General features: G+C 45.0%; 18 protein-coding genes. 15 read left to right on the top strand and 3 right to left on the bottom strand.

Annotated elements, in window-relative coordinates:
• The first annotated feature begins 15 nt into the window (after positions 1 to 15).
• Genes GC096_RS15945 through GC096_RS15935 form a run of 3 tightly spaced genes read left to right on the top strand, consistent with a single transcriptional unit; the run spans position 16 to position 3,396 of the window.
• On the top strand, positions 16 to 909 hold the full coding sequence (locus GC096_RS15945; protein WP_246302780.1) for an ABC transporter permease: 894 nt from the start codon (positions 16 to 18) through the stop codon (positions 907 to 909).
• Positions 910 to 925: 16 nt separating this feature from the next.
• Positions 926 to 1,792, top strand: a complete 867-nt coding sequence (locus GC096_RS15940) for a carbohydrate ABC transporter permease (protein ID WP_171631534.1) — start codon at positions 926 to 928, stop codon at positions 1,790 to 1,792.
• A gap of 59 nt (positions 1,793 to 1,851) precedes the next feature.
• Positions 1,852 to 3,396, top strand: a complete 1,545-nt coding sequence (locus GC096_RS15935; protein ID WP_171631533.1) for an extracellular solute-binding protein — start codon at positions 1,852 to 1,854, stop codon at positions 3,394 to 3,396.
• A gap of 86 nt (positions 3,397 to 3,482) precedes the next feature.
• Here the strand turns inward: GC096_RS15935 and GC096_RS15930 are convergent, their stop codons facing one another.
• Positions 3,483 to 4,433 carry a ketopantoate reductase family protein gene (locus GC096_RS15930; RefSeq protein WP_171631532.1) on the bottom strand — a complete coding sequence of 317 codons (951 nt, stop codon included), beginning with the start codon at positions 4,431 to 4,433 and terminating at the stop codon, positions 3,483 to 3,485.
• Positions 4,434 to 4,599: 166 nt separating this feature from the next.
• Between GC096_RS15930 and GC096_RS15925 the strand changes: the two genes are divergently transcribed.
• The 6 genes from GC096_RS15925 to GC096_RS15900 all read left to right on the top strand — a co-directional run bounded on the left by GC096_RS15925 (position 4,600) and on the right by GC096_RS15900 (position 12,052).
• Positions 4,600 to 5,178: a TetR/AcrR family transcriptional regulator gene (locus GC096_RS15925; RefSeq protein WP_171631531.1), complete on the top strand. Its 579-nt coding sequence runs from the start codon at positions 4,600 to 4,602 to the stop codon at positions 5,176 to 5,178.
• Positions 5,179 to 5,275: 97 nt separating this feature from the next.
• Entirely contained in the window at positions 5,276 to 5,938 is a 663-nt protein-coding gene (locus GC096_RS15920; protein WP_312886282.1) for a serine/threonine protein kinase, read from the top strand.
• Positions 5,939 to 6,012: 74 nt separating this feature from the next.
• Positions 6,013 to 6,615, top strand: coding sequence for a class I SAM-dependent methyltransferase (locus GC096_RS15915; protein WP_171631530.1), 603 nt, complete (start codon positions 6,013 to 6,015; stop codon positions 6,613 to 6,615).
• A 200-nt stretch (positions 6,616 to 6,815) separates the two neighbouring features.
• Positions 6,816 to 7,895, top strand: a complete 1,080-nt coding sequence (locus GC096_RS15910; RefSeq protein ID WP_171631529.1) for a bifunctional glycosyltransferase family 2/GtrA family protein — start codon at positions 6,816 to 6,818, stop codon at positions 7,893 to 7,895.
• 7 nt (positions 7,896 to 7,902) lie between these two features.
• Positions 7,903 to 10,161 carry a glycosyltransferase family 2 protein gene (locus GC096_RS15905; protein ID WP_171631528.1) on the top strand — a complete coding sequence of 753 codons (2,259 nt, stop codon included), beginning with the start codon at positions 7,903 to 7,905 and terminating at the stop codon, positions 10,159 to 10,161.
• Between the two features lie 25 nt (positions 10,162 to 10,186).
• A complete protein-coding gene (locus GC096_RS15900; protein WP_171631527.1) occupies positions 10,187 to 12,052 on the top strand; it encodes a hypothetical protein in 1,866 nt (621 codons plus the stop codon).
• Between the two features lie 45 nt (positions 12,053 to 12,097).
• Here GC096_RS15900 and GC096_RS15895 read toward each other — a convergent pair whose 3' ends face one another.
• Positions 12,098 to 12,541: a MarR family winged helix-turn-helix transcriptional regulator gene (locus GC096_RS15895; protein ID WP_312886281.1), complete on the bottom strand. Its 444-nt coding sequence runs from the start codon at positions 12,539 to 12,541 to the stop codon at positions 12,098 to 12,100.
• A 165-nt stretch (positions 12,542 to 12,706) separates the two neighbouring features.
• Here GC096_RS15895 and GC096_RS15890 point away from each other — a divergent pair, with 165 nt between their 5' ends.
• The 4 genes from GC096_RS15890 to GC096_RS15875 all read left to right on the top strand — a co-directional run bounded on the left by GC096_RS15890 (position 12,707) and on the right by GC096_RS15875 (position 17,420).
• Positions 12,707 to 13,327, top strand: coding sequence for an NADPH-dependent FMN reductase (locus GC096_RS15890; protein WP_171631526.1), 621 nt, complete (start codon positions 12,707 to 12,709; stop codon positions 13,325 to 13,327).
• 136 nt (positions 13,328 to 13,463) lie between these two features.
• Positions 13,464 to 13,925, top strand: coding sequence for a DUF8821 family protein (locus tag GC096_RS15885; RefSeq protein ID WP_171631525.1), 462 nt, complete (start codon positions 13,464 to 13,466; stop codon positions 13,923 to 13,925).
• Between the two features lie 144 nt (positions 13,926 to 14,069).
• Positions 14,070 to 15,719: a stalk domain-containing protein gene (locus GC096_RS15880; RefSeq protein WP_171631524.1), complete on the top strand. Its 1,650-nt coding sequence runs from the start codon at positions 14,070 to 14,072 to the stop codon at positions 15,717 to 15,719.
• Between the two features lie 450 nt (positions 15,720 to 16,169).
• Positions 16,170 to 17,420: a lytic polysaccharide monooxygenase gene (locus tag GC096_RS15875; protein ID WP_171631523.1), complete on the top strand. Its 1,251-nt coding sequence runs from the start codon at positions 16,170 to 16,172 to the stop codon at positions 17,418 to 17,420.
• A 63-nt stretch (positions 17,421 to 17,483) separates the two neighbouring features.
• Here GC096_RS15875 and GC096_RS15870 read toward each other — a convergent pair whose 3' ends face one another.
• Entirely contained in the window at positions 17,484 to 17,837 is a 354-nt protein-coding gene (locus tag GC096_RS15870; protein WP_171631522.1) for a DoxX family protein, read from the bottom strand.
• Positions 17,838 to 17,972: 135 nt separating this feature from the next.
• Between GC096_RS15870 and GC096_RS15865 the strand changes: the two genes are divergently transcribed.
• Together GC096_RS15865 and GC096_RS15860 are read left to right on the top strand one after the other, a co-directional pair.
• Entirely contained in the window at positions 17,973 to 18,314 is a 342-nt protein-coding gene (locus tag GC096_RS15865) for a winged helix-turn-helix transcriptional regulator (RefSeq protein WP_171631521.1), read from the top strand.
• 111 nt (positions 18,315 to 18,425) lie between these two features.
• On the top strand, positions 18,426 to 19,394 hold a 969-nt coding region (locus GC096_RS15860), incomplete at its 3' end, for a discoidin domain-containing protein (RefSeq protein WP_171631520.1).

The raw sequence follows: 19,394 nt of genomic DNA, 5'->3' as shown, positions 1-19,394 counted from the left end.
AAAAGAAGTGCCTATCTGAAGCAGTGGAAACGAGGGAAATACTTATTTCTCCTCTTCCTGCCTACCTTGCTATTTTATTTACTTTTCAAGTACGTTCCTATGTTCGGTTTGATCATTTCTTTAAAAAATTACAATTTGTTTAAGGGTGTCTGGGCAAGTGAATGGGTCGGATTTAAGTATTATAAGCTGTTCTGGGAAAATCCCGATTTCTTTAAGCTCATCTACAACACGTTTATGCTTGGGATCTACAGACTAATCTTCGGCTTTCTTGCACCGATTCTGTTGGCGTTGCTCCTGAATGAAGCGAGGCACGCGTTCTTCAAACGATTCGTACAAACGGTCAGTTATTTGCCCCATTTTATATCCAATGTGGTGGCGGCGAGTATGGTGCTGATGTTCCTTTCGCCATCTAGTGGTATCGTTAACCACCTGATTCAAGTTTTCGGCTTTGAGCCGATTAACTTCATGGTGATGCCCGGGATGTTCCGCTCGGTCTATGTCATTTCGGAAATCTGGCAGCATGTGGGCTGGGAGACCATCATTTATTTGGCGGCTTTGACGTCGATTGATCCTCAGCTGTATGAAGCGGCGGAAATGGATGGTGCGAGCAGGTGGAGGAAAATAGCGAATGTCACGCTGCCGGGGATTGCGCCTGCCATTGTTATTGTCTTTATTCTGAATGTTGGGCACGTCCTCGATATCGGTTTCGAAAAAGTGTTTCTACTCTATAATCCCGCCATTTATGAAACGGCTGATATTATTAGCACTTATGTGTACCGGACAGGGATCGGTCAAGGGAATTATAGCTACGCAACGGCTATCGACTTCTTTACTGGGATCGTCAGTTTAGTCTTCATATACTCGGCCAACTGGATCAGTCGTAAAGTCGGCGAGACCAGCTTGTGGTAGAAAGGAGGTACGCATAATGAAAACGAAATTTGGTTTGGCTGACATCCTGATCATCCTTGTGCTCCTTGGTGTCGTCGCCGCAACGCTGTACCCCTTTGTATATATGATGGCGGTCTCGTTCAGCGATAGTACGCACATTTTAAAAGGCGAGGTTACGCTTTGGCCAAAAGGATTCAACGTGGAAATGTACAAAATCGTCTTACACGATCCGCGTATTTCCTCCGCCTATATCAATACCATTCGATATGTACTAGTCGGGACCTTGGTCTCGCTAATTATGACAGCCATGGGTGCGTTCGCGATATCTAAAAAAGAGTTGCCTCATCACAAGCTGTTTACACTGCTCATTGTGTTTACGATGTTTTTCAGCGGTGGTATGATTCCGACCTTCCTGGTTGTCAAAAGCTATGGCTTGGTAGATAGCCTGTGGGCTATGGTGCTGCCTACGGCCGTCAGTACGTGGAATCTCATCGTAATGCGAACTTTTTTCTCCGCAATGCCCAAAGAGTTAGAGGAATCGGGTAAAATTGACGGATTGACCGATATTGGTATTTTCTTTCGGCTCGTGCTGCCGCTTTCCAAAGCGGTGCTTGCCACCATCGGACTTTTCTATGCCGTTGGCATCTGGAATAACTTTTATTCCGCCTTACTCTACCTGCGCAACCAGGATATGTTCCCGCTGCAAGTTGTTCTACGCAATATCGTCTTGCAGGGGCAGATTAACTCAGCTAACGTATCCAGCGTAGGCGGCGATAATTTGGTCGTGGATGATGCCTTGAAATTTACAACGATCCTAGTTTCTACCGTACCGATCCTCCTTGTCTATCCGTTTCTGCAAAAATACTTCGTCAAGGGGGTGATGATCGGTTCGGTGAAAGGTTAGTTCATGTTCAGTAATAACAAGGCTGCGGGTCTAAACAAATGAAAAGGGAGATGGGTTCTATGAATAAAACAGTAAGAGGGTTGTCAATTTGTTTAGCTTTGGGACTATCTATGACGGCAATCGCCGGTTGTTCGACGAGTACGAACGAGACATCTACAGCAGCGCCTTCTGCTAGTGCAGGGACAACAGCTTCAGCTCCTGCACAAGTGGTCAAACAAACCTTTAACGTGCTCAATTATTCGAATCCAAGCTGGCCTTATAATAAAGATAATATTTCCTGGAAATTAATCGAAGAGAAAACAGGCGTCTCCCTGAATGTGCAGCTGCCGTCCGGGAAGCTGGATGACGCGCTAAGCGTTACAATTGCTTCGGGCAATTTGCCGGATATGATGATGACGCAGGATAAAAAGCTGGCAGATAAATATGGACAGCAAGGTGCGCTGGTCAATATTCTGGATTATATAAACGAGATGCCGAACTTGAAAAAATGGATGGAAAAGTATCCGGTTGATGCGCAAAACACGATTTCGTCGGATGGCAAAATGTATATGTTCCCAAATGCGGGAATCGGGGAAACGAATCGCATGATTTGGATGTATCGTGATGATATATTTAAGAAGCTTGGGCTTTCCGAGCCAAAAACGTGGGATGAATTGTATACAGCGCTTAAGAAAATAAAAGAGGCTTATCCGAAGAGCTATCCACTTTCATTCCGGAACGGCTTGCAGCGGCTCTTGAATTTTGCTCCAGCCTTTGGCACCGGTTCTGATGTGTACTATGATTTTGACAAAAAAGAATGGCGCTATGGACCGCTGGAAGACAATTACAAGCAAATGATTGTGTATTTAAATAAATTTTATAAAGAAGGCCTCATTCCTCCTGATTTCTTGTCTGCAGATACGAAGTTATGGCAGGACCTGATGTCTACGGAGCGAGCCTTCGTTACAGTCGATTACATCGGACGGATTGACTTCTTCAACTCGGCATTGCGCAAGGATAAACCGGACTTTAATCTGGCTTTCATGGGAGCGCCGATTGGATTTGCAGGAGCGCCAGCCAAAAATGCGTACACGCAATATTTGGACGAAGGTTTCATGATTGCGACAACTTCGAAAAAAATCAAAGAGATTATGAAGTTCATGGATTTCTTCTACAGTGAGGAAGGTAAAACGCTGGCCAGCTGGGGGAAAGAAGGCGTCACTTACAAAACGGAAAATGGGAAGAAGCAGTTTATTGAGAAATATGCGGATGTAGCGGACATGAGAAAGAAAACCGGTATTTCTACGGACGGCACCTATGCGTGGTTCGATTATGATGCTCATCTTTCCCTGTCTTCGCCTGAGCTGCAGAAGGCTTATCAGGAAGCGCCGAAATATGATAGTCAGCAGCAGCCTCGTCCTGCTTTCACAAGTGCTGAGATGGAAAACCTCTCTCTGAGCGGGGATACGATTATGAAGAAGCGCGATGAGAATATTTCCAAGTTTATTGTTGGTGAACGCAGTCTGGAAGATTGGCCGAAATATGTGAGCGACATGAAAGCATTAGGCGTTGATAAAATTGTGGACATTTACAAAAAAGCGTATGATCGGGCTTTGAAAAAATAAGGTTGGAGAGACCCTAAGTTGGGTCTCTTTTTTGACTTTTCGAAGTGCCGTGGCACCGAATCGTCAGCCTATTGTGTAGAGCTAGTTTATTTGAAATGCCCCTCCATAGCCTCAAGCCGCGGAAGCGATACACCGAGCTTGCGGGCTTCAGCTAGAACATCGTTGGGGAAGTGGGCAAAAGATTCACGGGAGATGTAGGCTGTGCGTTCCATCCTTTCCATGATGGCCGCGGGCACGGAGTTGCCTTTCAATAATTTGAAAGCGGCATAACCGATCAAGCCGGCGGGGAGTCGCATCGCGAGTGCAGTGCCTAGACCGATTTTACCTCCTTTAGCTGTGATTAGTGGAAGCATCTCACGCATGAGCAATATCGCATTTGCGACCTTTTTCGGAGATTGATACAGGTTGCTATAACTGCCTTCTTTCAACGCCTGAGCTGCCATGCCTGCATTCAAAATGAAGTGGAACCAATACCAGACGCGTATATCTTTTTGCCAGGAAAACGAAAATCCCGCCTGCCGGAAAAGCTCCACTACACGTTGATGCCTCGATGGAGAAGCTGCCGTCGCTTCGGTTTGCAAATAGATCGATTTCATAAACCCTCCTTCTAGCTTACTATTACTGCTAAATCCCCCGCCGCCACCAGGGAAGCCCCATATGATCTGCTCCATAGGCAGTCCCTCTACGAAGATAGGAAGATCCTGCCAGACATTATTGAAAAGCAAAATGGTCGCCTTCCCTACATATGGGCCAATGACTTTCACGACATCCTCAAACTGATTATGATTGACGCTCAGTACGATTAGGTCATAGTCATGATTTGGGCTAAGCTCCTCACGCATCTGAATCGGCCATCTTTCCTTAACGGGAACGCCTTTGAAGCTTGTGCGGCCATCCAATATATCTAAATCGATAAAAGGACCGAATTGATCTTTACGCCCTGGTCGGACATAAAATTCCACCTCGTGTCCCGCTTTTTCAAATGCCCATCCGTACTGTGCAGAAATGACGCCTCGACCAAACATTAATATTTTCATAGGTAGGCTCCTCGAATAGTTTTTAAATTTTAATACATATATTTAAAAACTAATATATCTTGAGGTGCCACAGTAAGTCAATAAGTTTTTAAATAGGTTTCATTAAGTTTAAAAACTTAACGATTTGTGAGATAATACATGTATCATTATTAAAAGGGGTATCCGTGTGAACAAATACGAAATCAGAACAAATCAGAAGAAAGAGGCGATTATCCAATCGGCGCTCGAGCTTTTCCGAGAGAAAGGTTATACGAATGTCAGCATTAATGAGTTGGCAGCTACCTCGGGAGTGTCTTCTGTGTCGATTTACAATTATTTTGGAAGCAAAGAAGGATTGGTTAAGGAATGCGCGCGGATTCTATTGCGGGAAACGACACAAGCCGTGGAGCGGCTGCTGAACGAGGGTATTGGCTTCAAAGAAAAGTTGATGCAGGCTGTGGCGCTTTGTGCCGAGATGCCGAATAAACTAATGGAGCACTATTTCACCAAGGAAGCGATAGACGATCAGGTGTTTGTCGAACTATTCAGCAAAAGCGCGGGCGAGATTCGGATGGATATACTAGGCGCATTCATAGATAGCGGCAGGGAGGAAGGAGCAATCGATGCTTCCATTTCTACAGAGACCGTGTTGGTGTTTCTACAGGCCGTAGGTAGCATACAAAATCAATGGGGAACTGCTTCCGAATATAAGTCGAAAGTCGGTGAGTTGTATAAGCTTATGCTATACGGTTTGATCGGTCGTTGATAATCGATTATGTCATGTAACCATATTATTTTTTTCTAGCATATTGCTTCATATTTTTATATAATACCACCAAATAATAGATGGGGGTGACAGGTGCGTGCAGAAACACTGGATCGAAGTAATTGAAGGACAATTGCTTCCGAATTTGCAGATTGCCAGTGAGCGGCCTTATGACCCGATCGTCGTTTACAGTGTCCCTAAGCCGTGGCAGCTAGTCGGTGCGGGTAATTATGCGGCTGTGCTGATGCATCCAAGCTATCCGGATATGGTGGTCAAAGTGTACGCACCTGGACGGCCGGGGATAGAGGATGAGAAAGAAATATATCGACGGCTGGGCAAGCACCCAGCTTATTCCGAATGTTTGCATGCGGGTGATACTTATCTTGTGCTGCGTCGATTAACGGGCGTAACGCTGTATCAAAGTTTGTTGCGCGGCATCCCGATTAAGCGTCAAGTACTGAACGATATCGATGAAGCGCTGACGTACGCGGTAAGCCGAGGACTGACACCGCATGATGTGCATGGCAAGAATGTCATGCAGCACAATGGCAGAGGATTGGTCGTCGACGTGTCGGACTTCTTGAAAGAAGACAATTGTTCGATGTGGGACGATTTGAAGCGCGCCTACGATCGCTTTTATTTCCCATGGCTGCGCAGGATACCGCTCCCAGAGTTCTTGCTGCACTTAGTTCGGCGAGGCTACCGGAAATATCGCCGATGGGCGCGACCTTCGGGTGAGTTACACAAGAAGGGTATGTAAAATGGTATAATTGCAGGAGCTTGCCGCGGCTAGCTCCTTTTTGTATTTATGCCTTGTGGATAGGAGAGATAATTATGGGAAATACAGATAAGTTTGAAATGATAGCTAATGTATACGACACCCCTGAAAGAATTCAAATTGCCAAGGTATCCTCAGATGCCATCCGTGAATATGTCGTTGACGCTAATCGTAAGAACGCGATTGATTTTGGGTGTGGAACCGGTCTTGTCGGGATGAGTTTGTTAAACGAGTTTAATTCGATGTTGTTTCTAGATACTTCACCAAACATGATTACGCAGCTAAAGCAGAAAATTTCCGATTTACATATTCAGCATGCAGATACCTTATGCTTTGATTTTGAAAAGGAAGGTCTATCGGAACTGCATGTGGATTATATTTTTATGGCACAGGTTCTCCTCCATATTCCGGATGTTGAATTCGTTTTATCCAGATTATTTGAGGTTCTCAATGAAGGCGGACATTTACTAATCGTGGATTTTGATAAGAATGAAAAAGTAGTTTCCGATATGGTTCATAACGGATTTAATCAAGAGAAGCTAACTGACGTTATGGCTAAGATAGGTTACAAGAATATTCAATCGAAAACGTTTTATCAGGGAAGCAACATATTCATGGGACAAGATGCATCTATGTTTATTCTTGATTCTCAAAAGTAAATCGTTACAGCGGCAGAAAGCTTTATCATAAATGTGAGTAAGACGGAGATGACTCAGTCCCAAACGGGATTGAGTTTATTTGTATTTAATAGGTATAAATACCTATTAAATTTCAAAATTTTAAGATATTATATTAAAGTATAAGTACAAAGAACTATATTAAAACAGAAAAAATAGATTAGATGATGGCGGGGATGATTATGGGGAAGCGGAAGGGCGAAACAATTATCCTTATTCCATCGCTTGAACCGGATGAGAGGCTGTTAGTCTATGTGCGGCAATTGCAATCCTACGGATTCATGACGATTATTGTCGTGGACGACGGCTCTGGTGAGGAATACCAGCCTATCTTTCGGGAACTCGACGAAAATGGCTGCGTTATGCTGCGGCATAGCAAGAATCAGGGCAAAGGGGCTGCGCTCAAGACCGGCTTTCAACATATAGAACGACAGTATGAAGAGGTTGCCTGCGTAATAACCGCAGATTCGGACGGCCAGCACGCGGCAGAGGACGTATATCGACTTGCTGAAGAAGCGGAACGCCATCCTGAGGCGCTGGTTCTCGGAGTAAGAAACTTTAGCGGGGGAGGAATTCCGCCCAAGTCTTTGCTCGGGAACCGGATTACATCCTTTATGTTTTCCATGCTGTACGGCAAGCGGTTATCGGATACACAGACGGGGCTACGTGCCTTCGGGCCGCGCTTGCTTGCATTTATGCAGGGGGTTCGGGGCTCGCGTTTCGAATATGAATTGCAAATGCTCATTTCTTGTATCCGGTCGGGCATACCGATCGTTACCCTGCCGATTCAAACCATTTATGAGAACGGGAATGCAGGGACTCATTTTAAAGCAGTCCGAGACAGCATTAGGGTGATGACGGTTCTGTTATCGAACTTCCTTCAATTTATTTTCTCTTCGATCGCCAGTTCCGTGGTCGATTTAGGGATCGCTTGGCTACTGCTTGATGTATTAAGGCCTCTGCTCGGGCAACAGGACTTTATACGAATAGTAGTAGCGACCGTTATCGCTAGGATCGTTTCCATTATGGTCAACTATTTGCTGAATAGGCACGTCGTATTCCGTAAGGAGAACAGCCTGGGCAGCCTGTGGCGCTATTTAACGCTGTGCGCAGCTGTGATCGTGCTTTCTAGTACCGGGGTCTATGTCATCCATACAACGTTCTTTATGAGTGAAAAAATAGCGAAACTCATCTGTGATGCCTTGCTGTTCCTGCTGAGTTTTCAGGTGCAGCGGCGGTGGGTGTTCGTAGCGAGGAGGTAGCGGCTTCGTGCAAAACGAGAAGCGGCAACATGTTATATTCGTCGTCACGATGATCCTGATGACCATCTATTTATTATGGCGCATGATTTTTACGCTGCCTTGGGATCAAGGCTTTGTGAGTATCATATTCGGCATTCTTCTGTTTGTGGCGGAGACCGTAACGGTGCTGACCACCTTTGAATTATTTCTTCAGAAAATGCAGAAAAAACGTATGCAGCTTGAACTCCCTACGATTCCACCGGATGAATATCCGCACGTAGACGTGTTCATTGCCACTCACAATGAGCCTGTCGATCTGTTATATAAAACCGTCAATGCCTGTACATTTATGGATTATCCGGATAAGCAGAAGGTGCACATTTATTTGTGCGACGATGGAGGGCGACCTGAGGTCGAGGAGTTGGCCAGACAGTTTGACATTGGTTATCTGGGTTTTCCGGGGAACAAGGACGCCAAGTCCGGCAACTTGAATAATGCACTGAGTAAAACGTCCTCCCCACTCATTGCGACCTTCGATGCGGATATGATTCCCCAGCATACTTTTCTGATGAAGACGGTTCCGTATTTCCATCTTCCTGAGTTTACCGACGATGGCACGCTTCGCAGAAGCAGAAAAAAGCTCGGACTTGTCCAAACGCCACAGAGCTTCTACAATCCGGATTTGTTTCAATTTAATCTCTTTGCGGAACAGCAGATTCCTAATGAACAGGATTTTTTCTCTAGAGAGGTTAACATATTGCGCAATAGCTCCAATGCGGTGGCGTATACCGGGAGCAACACGATCATTTCCCGCAAAGCCATGGAGGACATCGGCGGTTTTCCGCTGAATACGATCACCGAGGATTTCGAGACGAGTGTCCGCATGCAACAAGCGGGCTATATCACGTATGCAACCCAAGAAGTTCAGGCCGCGGGCCTGACGACTACGACGGTCCCTAGCATGATTAAGCAGCGTATCCGCTGGGCTAGAGGCATACTCCAAAGCTTACAGAATACACGCGCTATCTTTTCAGAAAAGCTTGGCTTCTGGACAAGAATTACGTATTTGAGCACGTTCTTATACTGGTGGTCTTTTTTTAACCGGTTGATCTTCCTACTGGCACCTATTTTATTTGCGTTGTTCGGTTTCCAAATCGTAAACTCCGCATTTTGGCAAGTACTGGTGTTCTGGTTGCCATCTTATTTTTTCTACAGTATGTCCATGCGCTATTTATCGGGAAATATTCGGAATCAGCGTTGGAGCCAAATCATCGATACGATATTCATGCCTTACTTGATCCTGCCTGTCCTCTTGGAGACCTTGCATATCCATGAGAAAAAATTCAAGGTTACGAGCAAAAAGAAAGGCGCCGCCCGAAGATGGATGACCTCCCTGTTATACGCATTACCGCATATCGTCCTATTTGTACTCTCTGTTGCAGCGATCTTCAAATTCGTATATGGCAAATACGGCTTGGCGCTCTTCTACGGCAGTATCATCGTTTTCTGGCTGATTCACAATTTAATTTCGATAGGTTATGCGATTTTCTTCATGATTGGCCGCAGCGTGTATCGAGAGTCAGAGCGTATTCGGGCGCAAGAACATGTAACGATCTACCACGAAGCTAGCAACTTGCATTATCAAGCTAGAACCGTTGACGTGTCGGAACAGGGTATAGCCCTGTACATGGTTCATCCTGTTTATTTGCCTCCACAGACAACGATCTCTATGGTCGTGAAGACCGAACGCTACGAGGCGAATCTGGACGCCGTCATCGTCTATGTGAAGAAAGATGGAGAGGGCTGGCGTTACGCGGCATCGGTCAAGCCAGTCAGCGAGACGGATAAGCGACTCTATATGCAAATCATTTATGATCGGAAACATTCCTTACCTGAGCAGATGAATCTGTGGGATACGGCGTATGACGATATGGTTCGTAACGTGCAACGGCGCGTCGCCCAACCGTCGGCGGACAAGAGGAAAATGCCAAGGATTCCGCTTGACCGTACCATCCTATTTTCGAATGGTGTCGCGTGTACGCTGCGCAGCTTTAATTATCTTTTCTTTTCCGCAACCAACTTCCAGGGAGAAATTTCGGAAGGGGATGTCGTTACCTTCTATACGGAGAGTAATCTTGAAGTCGTCTTATTGTATACGGGGAAAAAGACCGCCAATCAGCAAGAGATTCTTCTCAAGGTCGAGAACATTGAAGATATGACGAGGCGTGGTTTTATAGATAAGATGCTAGTCGATTTAAAATCGATGCCTACCGCAAGTTCCGCTTAGCGCATTAGGGGAGATAGAGATGTCGATGATGATTCAACTTTTGACGGGGATACTTTTGGTTTTCTCGTGTCTGGGATACATGCTATTGATTCGCAAAAGGCTTTCGCTGCAATGGGAGTTCATCCCGTTGTTTACGTTCTCGTCGATTGCCTGCCTTGTATTCTTCGGCGGTTTGGTGGGTCAACTCTTTACGATTAGCCTGGCCGTTCTGATCCTGGGTCTGCTTGCGTTTATATGGGGCGTCATCCTTTGGAAGCGTGAGGGAGCTTCAATTCGCTTTTCTTTTTCGATATTCCAGGCTTCTTTTTTAGTGGGAACTGTTATTTTTTTGCTTGTGCTGTTCCGGAACCCATTGACGCATTATGATAATTTTTCACACTGGGCGATCGTCTTGAAGTTGATGTTAAGTACAGATGCCTTTCCGACGGCTGGGTCCGCTCTCATCGATTTTAAGAATTATCCACTAGGTACTTCTTCTTTTATTTATTATGTCTGCCGTTTTGCGGGTCATTCCCAGACCACTATGCTATTCGCGCAAGTGTTGCTTATCTTTTCTTGCTTCTATGCCATGTTCGGCATCGTTTCCGAGAAGAGACGCTTTATGCTATACGCGTTTCTCGGAGCGGGACTTTCCATGCTGTCCTTTTTCAATATTACGATCCGCATCACCAATTTATTGGTGGACTTTTTACTTCCGATTTATGCGTTGGCCATCTTGGCTGTTCTCTATAGGTATCGGAATGATCTGAAGAACGCCTGTATGGTCATTCTCCCGATTGCGGGGCTGCTGACGATTATTAAGAGCACGGGTATTATCTTTGCGGCGATTGGATTCATGTATCTCATTTATATAACAGTGACTTATAAAAGAATGCTTGGCTGGACGTATACGCTTCTCGTTGTTGGAACAATCTGCGGTGCATTGCTTCCTTATTTCGGCTGGAGCTTGCGCATGGCGACCGTCTTCCAGGGGGTAGCGAACAAATTCGATGTTGCTTCTTCTGGTCTTCAAAGTACGGTGGGCGGCAAAACACCGGAACAAGTACATGAGATTATTTCATTGTTTCTAAAATCTAGTATCGATCTGGCGACACGGCCGGCGATGGGAATAGTCGTCTTTCATCTCGTAGCGATCGTTGCCTCCCTATTTGCGGCAGAGATATTAAGGAAGAAATGGAACCTGTGGAAAGTGCTGATTGCTCTTGATATCGTGATGTTGCTGTACTATGCAGGGATTCTGGGGTTGTACGTATATTCCATGCCACCCGATGAGGCGATTTGGCTGGCCGGGTTTGAGCGATATGCATCAAGCATTGTGGTGCTCTTTGTCGGCGGTCTCGTATTGTGTGCTACGGTCGATATAGAACGTTCATTTCATTATAAACACGGTGAGATGCCGGACGCTCGCGCGTTCAAGAATGTAAGAACAAAAGGGTTCTATCAGAATGGTATTTGGGCCTGTACGGTGTTTGCCGTCATCTTGCTCTTATCGGAGTATAACGGCATCTTATCCATTGCTAGCAGCTACAAAACGACGCTTCCGTACAAAATCGATCAGGTAACGGGTGATCGGTGGTATGCAAATGGCAAGGTGGATACTAGCAAATATCTGTTCTACGCCTCTGACACCAACCAGCAGGTGACCAACTACTACATGCAATATATTGGGAAGTATTACTTGTATGCCTCGAACGTGGACGGGATTTGTTTGTTCTATGAGGACAATATGGATAATCTCTTGAGCGGTTACGATTATTTGGTTGTGATAGAGAAGGACTCCGATGGGCAACGGTTGTTGAAGAAACATTATGGCGTTGACATGCAGGCGGGTATCTACCAAATTACTCGTTCTGGGGAGCAGGTTGTTCTTACTAGGCAAAATGATAAATAAAAATGGCAGCCGTTCTATCGGCTGCTGTTTCTATTTAAGGCCAAACTACTGTTGGCTAACAGGAAGCAACATTGTAGAGGCGAGAGCAATGAACTGTGAGCACTCCTTCGCATTAAGGGTACCCGTGATTGCTTTAATTTGTTGCTCGATCTTATTACTTACGACCTTAATGAGTTTATGTCCCTCGGCGGTTACTTTGACATGAATGACACGACCATCATGTGGCGAGTTACTGCGTTCAACTAGCCCGCGGCGCTCCGCGCGATTGATCAATCCGGTAATGCTGGATTTGTCGAGGTCAAGGTACTGTGCTAGTTGTAGCATTGTTAACTCTCGATCTCGTAAAATGCCGAACAATCGAATCTGTATGATGGAAACATCGTATTCGGCTCCAATTCGGTTAAGAATTCCTTGAACAAGAAAGGATAATTGGATCAAACTATCCATGATCGAGAGGTTTTCTTGAAGATCAGCGTTTTTTTCGTTCACTAGGATTCACTCCAGATAAGCTCAAATATTCGTGACAGCTTGTCTGTCACTTTATTTCTATTTTACCACAAAAGTGATTGACATAGTACGCGACACAAACTATATTGTTTGTATCGCGTACTAATTTCTATCTTGAATACCAATATAAGAAATGAAGGTGTAAAAATGGATCAAAAGAAGACGGTACTCCTAGTCATGGGTAGTATACGGGCGGGCCGGAATTGTCCGAAAATCACAGCATGGGTTGAGTCTATTGGCCGAGCAAATTCAAATTATGAATACGAGATCATCGATTTGGCGAAGTGGCCATTACCGATGGACGATGAACCAGGGATTCCAGCACTGGGAGGCTACAGCCAGCCACACACGCACGCGTGGAGCGAGAAGATCAAGAGTGCGAGTGCTGTGATTTTCGTCACGCCTCAGTTTAACTGGGGCTATCCAGCGGCGCTCAAGAACGCGATTGATCATCTTTACCACGAGTGGCGGGATAAGCCAGTCCTGATCGTTACCTACGGCGGCCATGGTGGTGGCCGATGCGGGAAGCAACTGAGGAGGGTCGCGGTGCGGCTGAGGATGCGCATCGTACCGACGTCTCCTGCACTCAGGTTGTCAGATGCGGTTATCCGCGAGGGAGCGGAGCTCCATCCAGATCGTGATTTTCGCACTTTTGTGCCACAGGTTCAGCGAGCATTATCGGAACTAGCAGACCAACTCGAGGGTCATGAAAGCATCGTGGCACGGATGCGACGCAAATGGAAGGTAGCTTTAGCTGTCCTTTCCTGATATAAGAGTAAGTCCATGCATAGTTACATTAGCTGAGTGGACGTTTATATTGAAGTATTTCTGGTATAATGTTTGATAGAGAAGAAGATTAAATTTCTGTATACTACGAAAAAATGAGAGAAAACGAGGGATGTAAATGTCGTATATCGTTGATTTTAAAAATGTGTCTACGGAAGGTTTAGAGTCTTCACCTGTTGTAGAAGCGCTTGCTGGTTTACGTGCGAATGAAGCCCGTTACTTTATGAACAAATACAAACATGAATTTACGGTTATACCCGCTAGCGAAAGTCAGGAGAACCTTGATTATGTGAACCAAATTTTGAAAGAACGTGATATTGCGTTCGCGGCTAAACCTCTAGAAACATCGCGTTTTCAAGTGGAAAACATTCAGTTTACCTACGTTTTTTATGAGGATGGTCTTAGCGTTAATGTCATGTATACAGTTGATGACCCTAAGAAGCGGGCCGTTGGCTTTAAGCTTTCTGAGGGGATGGAGATTCCCAAAGAACTAGAACCGAAGTTTAAGTTTGCTAGACAGAAGTCCAAACTAGCTGGAACGATTCGAGGTTCGTTTTTTGTAATTAAAGGACAATACTAGTCTTCGAAGATACGTGTAAATAAAAGCAGATATTTCACATCATATGTGAGATATCTGCTTTTTCATTGCAAGAAAGAAGGAAATGGGTCGAAAAACATAGAATGTTAATAATTGGTAGGTCTATAACGCAGGGGGAACACATCTATGGTATATCGAAATAAATTTCTAAAAGTGCTGCTGGGTCTCTTTATTGCAGTTTCGGGGTTGTTTATAGCTCAGCCACAAGTGGAAGCGGCATCTTATTCTTCCTATTGGTACCCGCAAGGAAAAGTCGGATTGATGAAGCCAACGATCGTGTTTGAATTTGTAAAAAGCGATATCACACCCGAGTTCAAAAGCTATACGATGAAAATCGACCAAGTCAAAGTAGACGCGCAATGGGACATTGGTAGAATGATCCTGTCCTATACGCCAACGGTGGATTTAAAGGCAGGAGAGCATACCGTTAATATTGTATTGGAGCTTAAAGAGGACGGCTACATGCCGATTGAGAAGAGTTGGACATTTCGTGTTGACGAAAAAGCCATTTCTGATCTGCCTGGGGCACCTACGGCCCAGCAATTAGAAGGCATTAAAGCGATTAACGATTACAGGGTTATGCATGGCTTGAATCCCCTTACCTTCAATAAGAACCTAACGTATGCAGCCAAACTGCATGCGCAATATTTAGAAACGAACAAGGCTAGTGAGTCTGGGGTATCCATGCACGAAGAAAATAGTAAGCTCCCCGGTTATATCGGAAGTAAGTTGTATGAGCGCGGTATGTACGCTTCGTATGCCGGTAATTTCTCAGAAGACGTATCTTATAATGGAAACTCGCAAGCAACGATTACACAAGCGATCGATGGACTTTTCGATGCCCCTTATCACCGTACGCCTTTCTTAACACTGGATGCCATCGAAATTGGTCTTGATAAACAAGGTGATTATACAGTCATTGAATTTGGATTAACGAATGAATGGAACTCGCGATTAGTCGTTTCTCCGGCTCCGGGTGATCCCTATGTACCGATTGATTTTGACGGTCATGAGACGCCAGACCCGATCCGAAATCATGCCGGTACCAAGTACCCTGTCGGTTATCCCATCATGGCGCAACTTTCAGGAAGATTTGTTAGAGATGTCAAATTAGTCGAATCCAAGCTGACGGATAGTACGGGCAAGGAGCTGGATCTATTGCTGAATACGCCGCTAGATGATGATCATCTGCAGAGTGAAGTTATGTTAATTCCGACTAAGCCACTCTCCCCGGATACGGTCTACACGGCCTACGTTAAATTGTCTGTCATTGAAGATAATCAACCCAAGATCTATGAAAAGAAGTGGGAGTTCCGTACGGAACCTATTGCGTATGTGGGGAAAAGTAAATTGCATAACGATTCTACCGCGTATGTGAAGCAAATGAACCAATCTGGCAAGTTGCAGCATGTCGTTTCTTTTGGACTAGCAGATAATAAATTCATCTTGGATGATGTTAAGGTGCCTATGAAGCAAAGGCCTATTATTAAAGATGGCAGCTCCTACCTTTGGATAAGAGATTTAGCAGGGGCACTCGGGGCATCCGTAGAATGGGACGACAAACAGAAGGCAGCTATCTACACGAAACAAGGCAGAACCATCACCCTCTTTACGACCAAAAATGCCTATGCGCTAAATGGTGTGGAAGTGGCGACGGATTCACCAGCTATTTTGGACAACGATTCTACGATTATTCCAGTTAGATTGCTGTCTGAAGTGCTTGGCGCTAAGGTAGATTATGAGGACCAAACACGAACGGTTAGAATTAGCTATTAGCGTAAGATTTTTAATGAATTCTAGAAAACCCATAGGAAAGAGATCGTCGATCGTTGACGGTCTCTTTTATTTTTCTAGTAGCAGAAAAGTAAAGAAAAAGAATGGTAGGAGTGACCATTGGCATAGATAAAGCTTGGACCGTGGAAGCATGTTGCTGGAAAGGATAGGATGGCGGACTCATTAAGCCTAACACCAACAGATGAATCCGGCCTATTTTACAGTTGGGAAAAAACGAAGATCATGTTAAACAAACAACGATAAACGTAGTTTCTTTTACTAAAAAGCAGATAAATATGGGTCAAGTGTCACGCTTTTGGTCCATGGACTTGTTCATAGATAACCTTAGCAAGATGAGATTACTCACCTAGGTCTTTGGAAACTGGCTAAACACTTAACAACTGGCTAACATTGGAAACTATAATCCGATTACAAAATGCGAGGAGAATCGACATGGTCATAACGCAACAATCCGTATGGGAGAAACTCACTGTAGATTCACGCCTATTAAAGCTGGTCGTTTTACTTGGATTCATGGTAGTTGGACTGGCTTGCGCAGTTGGCTTCTCAAGTAAAGCTTCTGCTCATGGCTACATGGAATCGCCTGCTAGCCGGTCGCTGCTGTGTCAACAAGGAGCAAACAAAGCCTGCGGCGCTATTCAGTACGAACCGCAAAGTGTGGAAGGCAAAGGGGGATTCCCAGCATCAGGGCCGACAGACGGTCAGATTGCAGGAGCGAGCAAGTATTTCGAATTGGATGCCCAGACAACCGATCGCTGGAAAAAGGTTGAGATGAAAGGCGGCCAAAATTCGTTCACTTGGAAGTTCACAGCGAATCATTTGACGAGTGAATGGAAGTATTACATAACGAAAATCGGTTGGGATCCTAATAAGCCACTTACCCGCGATCAACTGGAATCGAAGCCTTTCTGTACAGTTGACGGCGGCAATAAGAAACCAGACATGACCGTAACTCATACATGTAATGTGCCGACAGATCGGACCGGTTATTATATTATTCTAGGCGTGTGGGAGATCGGCGATACGGGTAATGCTTTCTATCAGGCGATTGACGTGAGTTTAACACAAGGCGGCGGCACGACGACGCCAGATCCAGATCCGGAGCCACCATTTGTGCTGCCAAACTTCCCAGCGAGTGCTTGGTGCTCTACGCATACGGAGAGCACGATAACGATGCAGTGGACGGCATCCACGGGTTCAGCGGGTATTAAGCAATATGAAATTAGCCGAAACGGCAATGTCATCGGTACAACGACGCGAACCGAATATACCGACACAGGTTTGCCGGCTAACACCACATTTACGTATACGTTGGTAGCGGTGGATAACAAAGGCAATCGTTCGGGTTCTAGCGCGCCTGTGTCGGCAAGCACATTGCCCGCAGTTGTAATACCAGTGCCAGGAACGGCTGCAGCTTGGGATAGCACTAAGATCTACTTGGCTGGTGACAAAGTCACGTTTAACGGCGTTGAATATACGGCGGGCTGGTGGACAAAAGGTGAACAGCCTGATACCTCCGATGTCTGGAAGGCTGTTGCCAAAGACGCTACGCCAACGTGGAACAATGCGAAAGCATACAATGGCGGCGATAAAGTCGTGTATGCAGGGCATACCTACCAAGCAAAATGGTGGACCAAAGGAGAGATACCTGGCAATGCTGGGGTGTGGACACTTATCAACTAAATAGAAGCAAGAAAAACCTCTATCCACATGTGGATAGAGGTTTTTCTTGTGTTGTACACAGGCTTAAAACCGACAGATCGCAATAAATGCAGCTAACGCGAAGAACACAATGTTCACGCCGATTTCTCGATATTCCTTTCGAGAAACATGGAAAAGGGCGCCGAGAAGTACGACTGCGGCAAGCCCAGTTGCAGCAATTGGGGTCCATATAGGAGCAATATTCGTCGCCTGAGGCAGAATAAGTCCAAGTGTGCCGATGAATTCAATGATCCCAATAAAGACAACGAACGATTTTGGAACATCTTTTACCCATCCCCAAGAGGCTTTGGCTTGTTCGTACTGAAAGGCCTTCAACCAACCAGAATAGACAAAACCTATTGCTGCAAGACCTTGAATGATCCATAGTGCGATATTCATGAAAGGTGTACACCTCCTCATTACTATTTGACAACTCTACAGGTATAATAAACGCAAGTATTCGATTAAGGAAGTAGGCACTTATTCTAAACATAGTAAATAAAAAGTTACCTAACAAAGGGGTGGGAGGCTTATATGAAAGAGTATTGTAAATTTGAATCGGCGCTGGATATTTTAGTAGGCAAATGGAAGCCTGTTATTCTGCTTCAGCTGATTTCAAACGGCACCATGAGATTCAGCGAGCTTCAAAAAGCGATACCGGATATTAATAAAAAGATGCTTACCCAACAACTAAGAGAACTTGCGTATAACGACATTGTACACCGTGAGGTGTATAGCCAGGTTCCTCCAAAGGTGGAATATTCGATTTCGGATTACGGCAAGGGCTTGAGTAGAGTTCTACAGCCTCTGAACGATTGGGGTGCAGCTCATATTGAGCATATGAATGCGTTATACGGAGAAGATCGCCCTAAGTAATTAAGAACTCATTTGTAGAGTTACAAATAAGATACATTGTATAGGAATAAAGACCTATTCGCCTACATGTCTTCATGTTATAATTTGGATAAATTCAAGGCAGGAAGTAAGGTGAGTAAGTTGAAGAAATATCTTGGTCAAGCCATGCTAGTTGCATGCTTAGTATTTGGTTTATTACTTACGATACCACACAGTTCCAACGCGAATACAGAAACGCAACCACCGACCGTACAAGCCAAAATAAAGGGAAGTGTACAAGCTACCTATTCAAATGTAGTTAAGCTGGAAATGATGGGCCAATCTTCAGATGTTACACATATGCAATTTTCAGATGACAATGAGACGTGGTCCGAATGGGAACCGTATAATTCGTTCAAACCATATACTTTACCCCTAGGCACGGGACTAAAGACCATCTATGTTAGGGTCAAAGATGCTGCAGGCAACCTCAGCGAAGCATATCCTGTATCGATTACCTTGCTATCCTCGACGGAGGAGATTAATCTGGCCTTATATTCGAGTATGACGGGTTATCCGCAGGTGACTGCTTCGTATACATGTTGTGGACATGGAGAAGATGATGGACAGAGAACGGTCAATGGTTTATTCGACTACTCAGATAATGCGCACGATAGATGGACAAACTACAGTGGCAATGCATCCGATTCGTTGATTTATGATTTAGGTGAGTCCAAAACATTTAACCAAATTAGGATATACCTCTTTAACGATGGGGGAGGTGTGCAGCTCCCATCCAGTTATGATGTGCAATATTGGATGAATAACCAGTGGATCGGCCTACCGAATCAAGCTAAAAACCCTGCAAATCCCCAGGCTACCAGTAATAAGGTGGGGGCTACAAAGGAAAACACTTTGAATACGGTCAACTTTAATCCCATCTCAACAAACCAAATCAAGGTAACTATGCATAGAGGAAGTACCTTTACTGGTTTTGTTGAGTTGGAAATTTTGCTCCATATCACAACAGCCGATACACAAGCCGCGGGTAGTGTGCAGGCAGCCATTGAAGCATTGCCTTCTGAGTTTAACGTAGGATTATCTGATGCTAGTGCCGTTCAG

The sequence above is a fragment of the Paenibacillus plantarum genome, assembly GCF_013141695.1.
GTDB classification, from domain to species: domain Bacteria; phylum Bacillota; class Bacilli; order Paenibacillales; family NBRC-103111; genus Paenibacillus_E; species Paenibacillus_E plantarum.
This window is presented reverse-complemented; position numbering and strand designations above follow the sequence as displayed.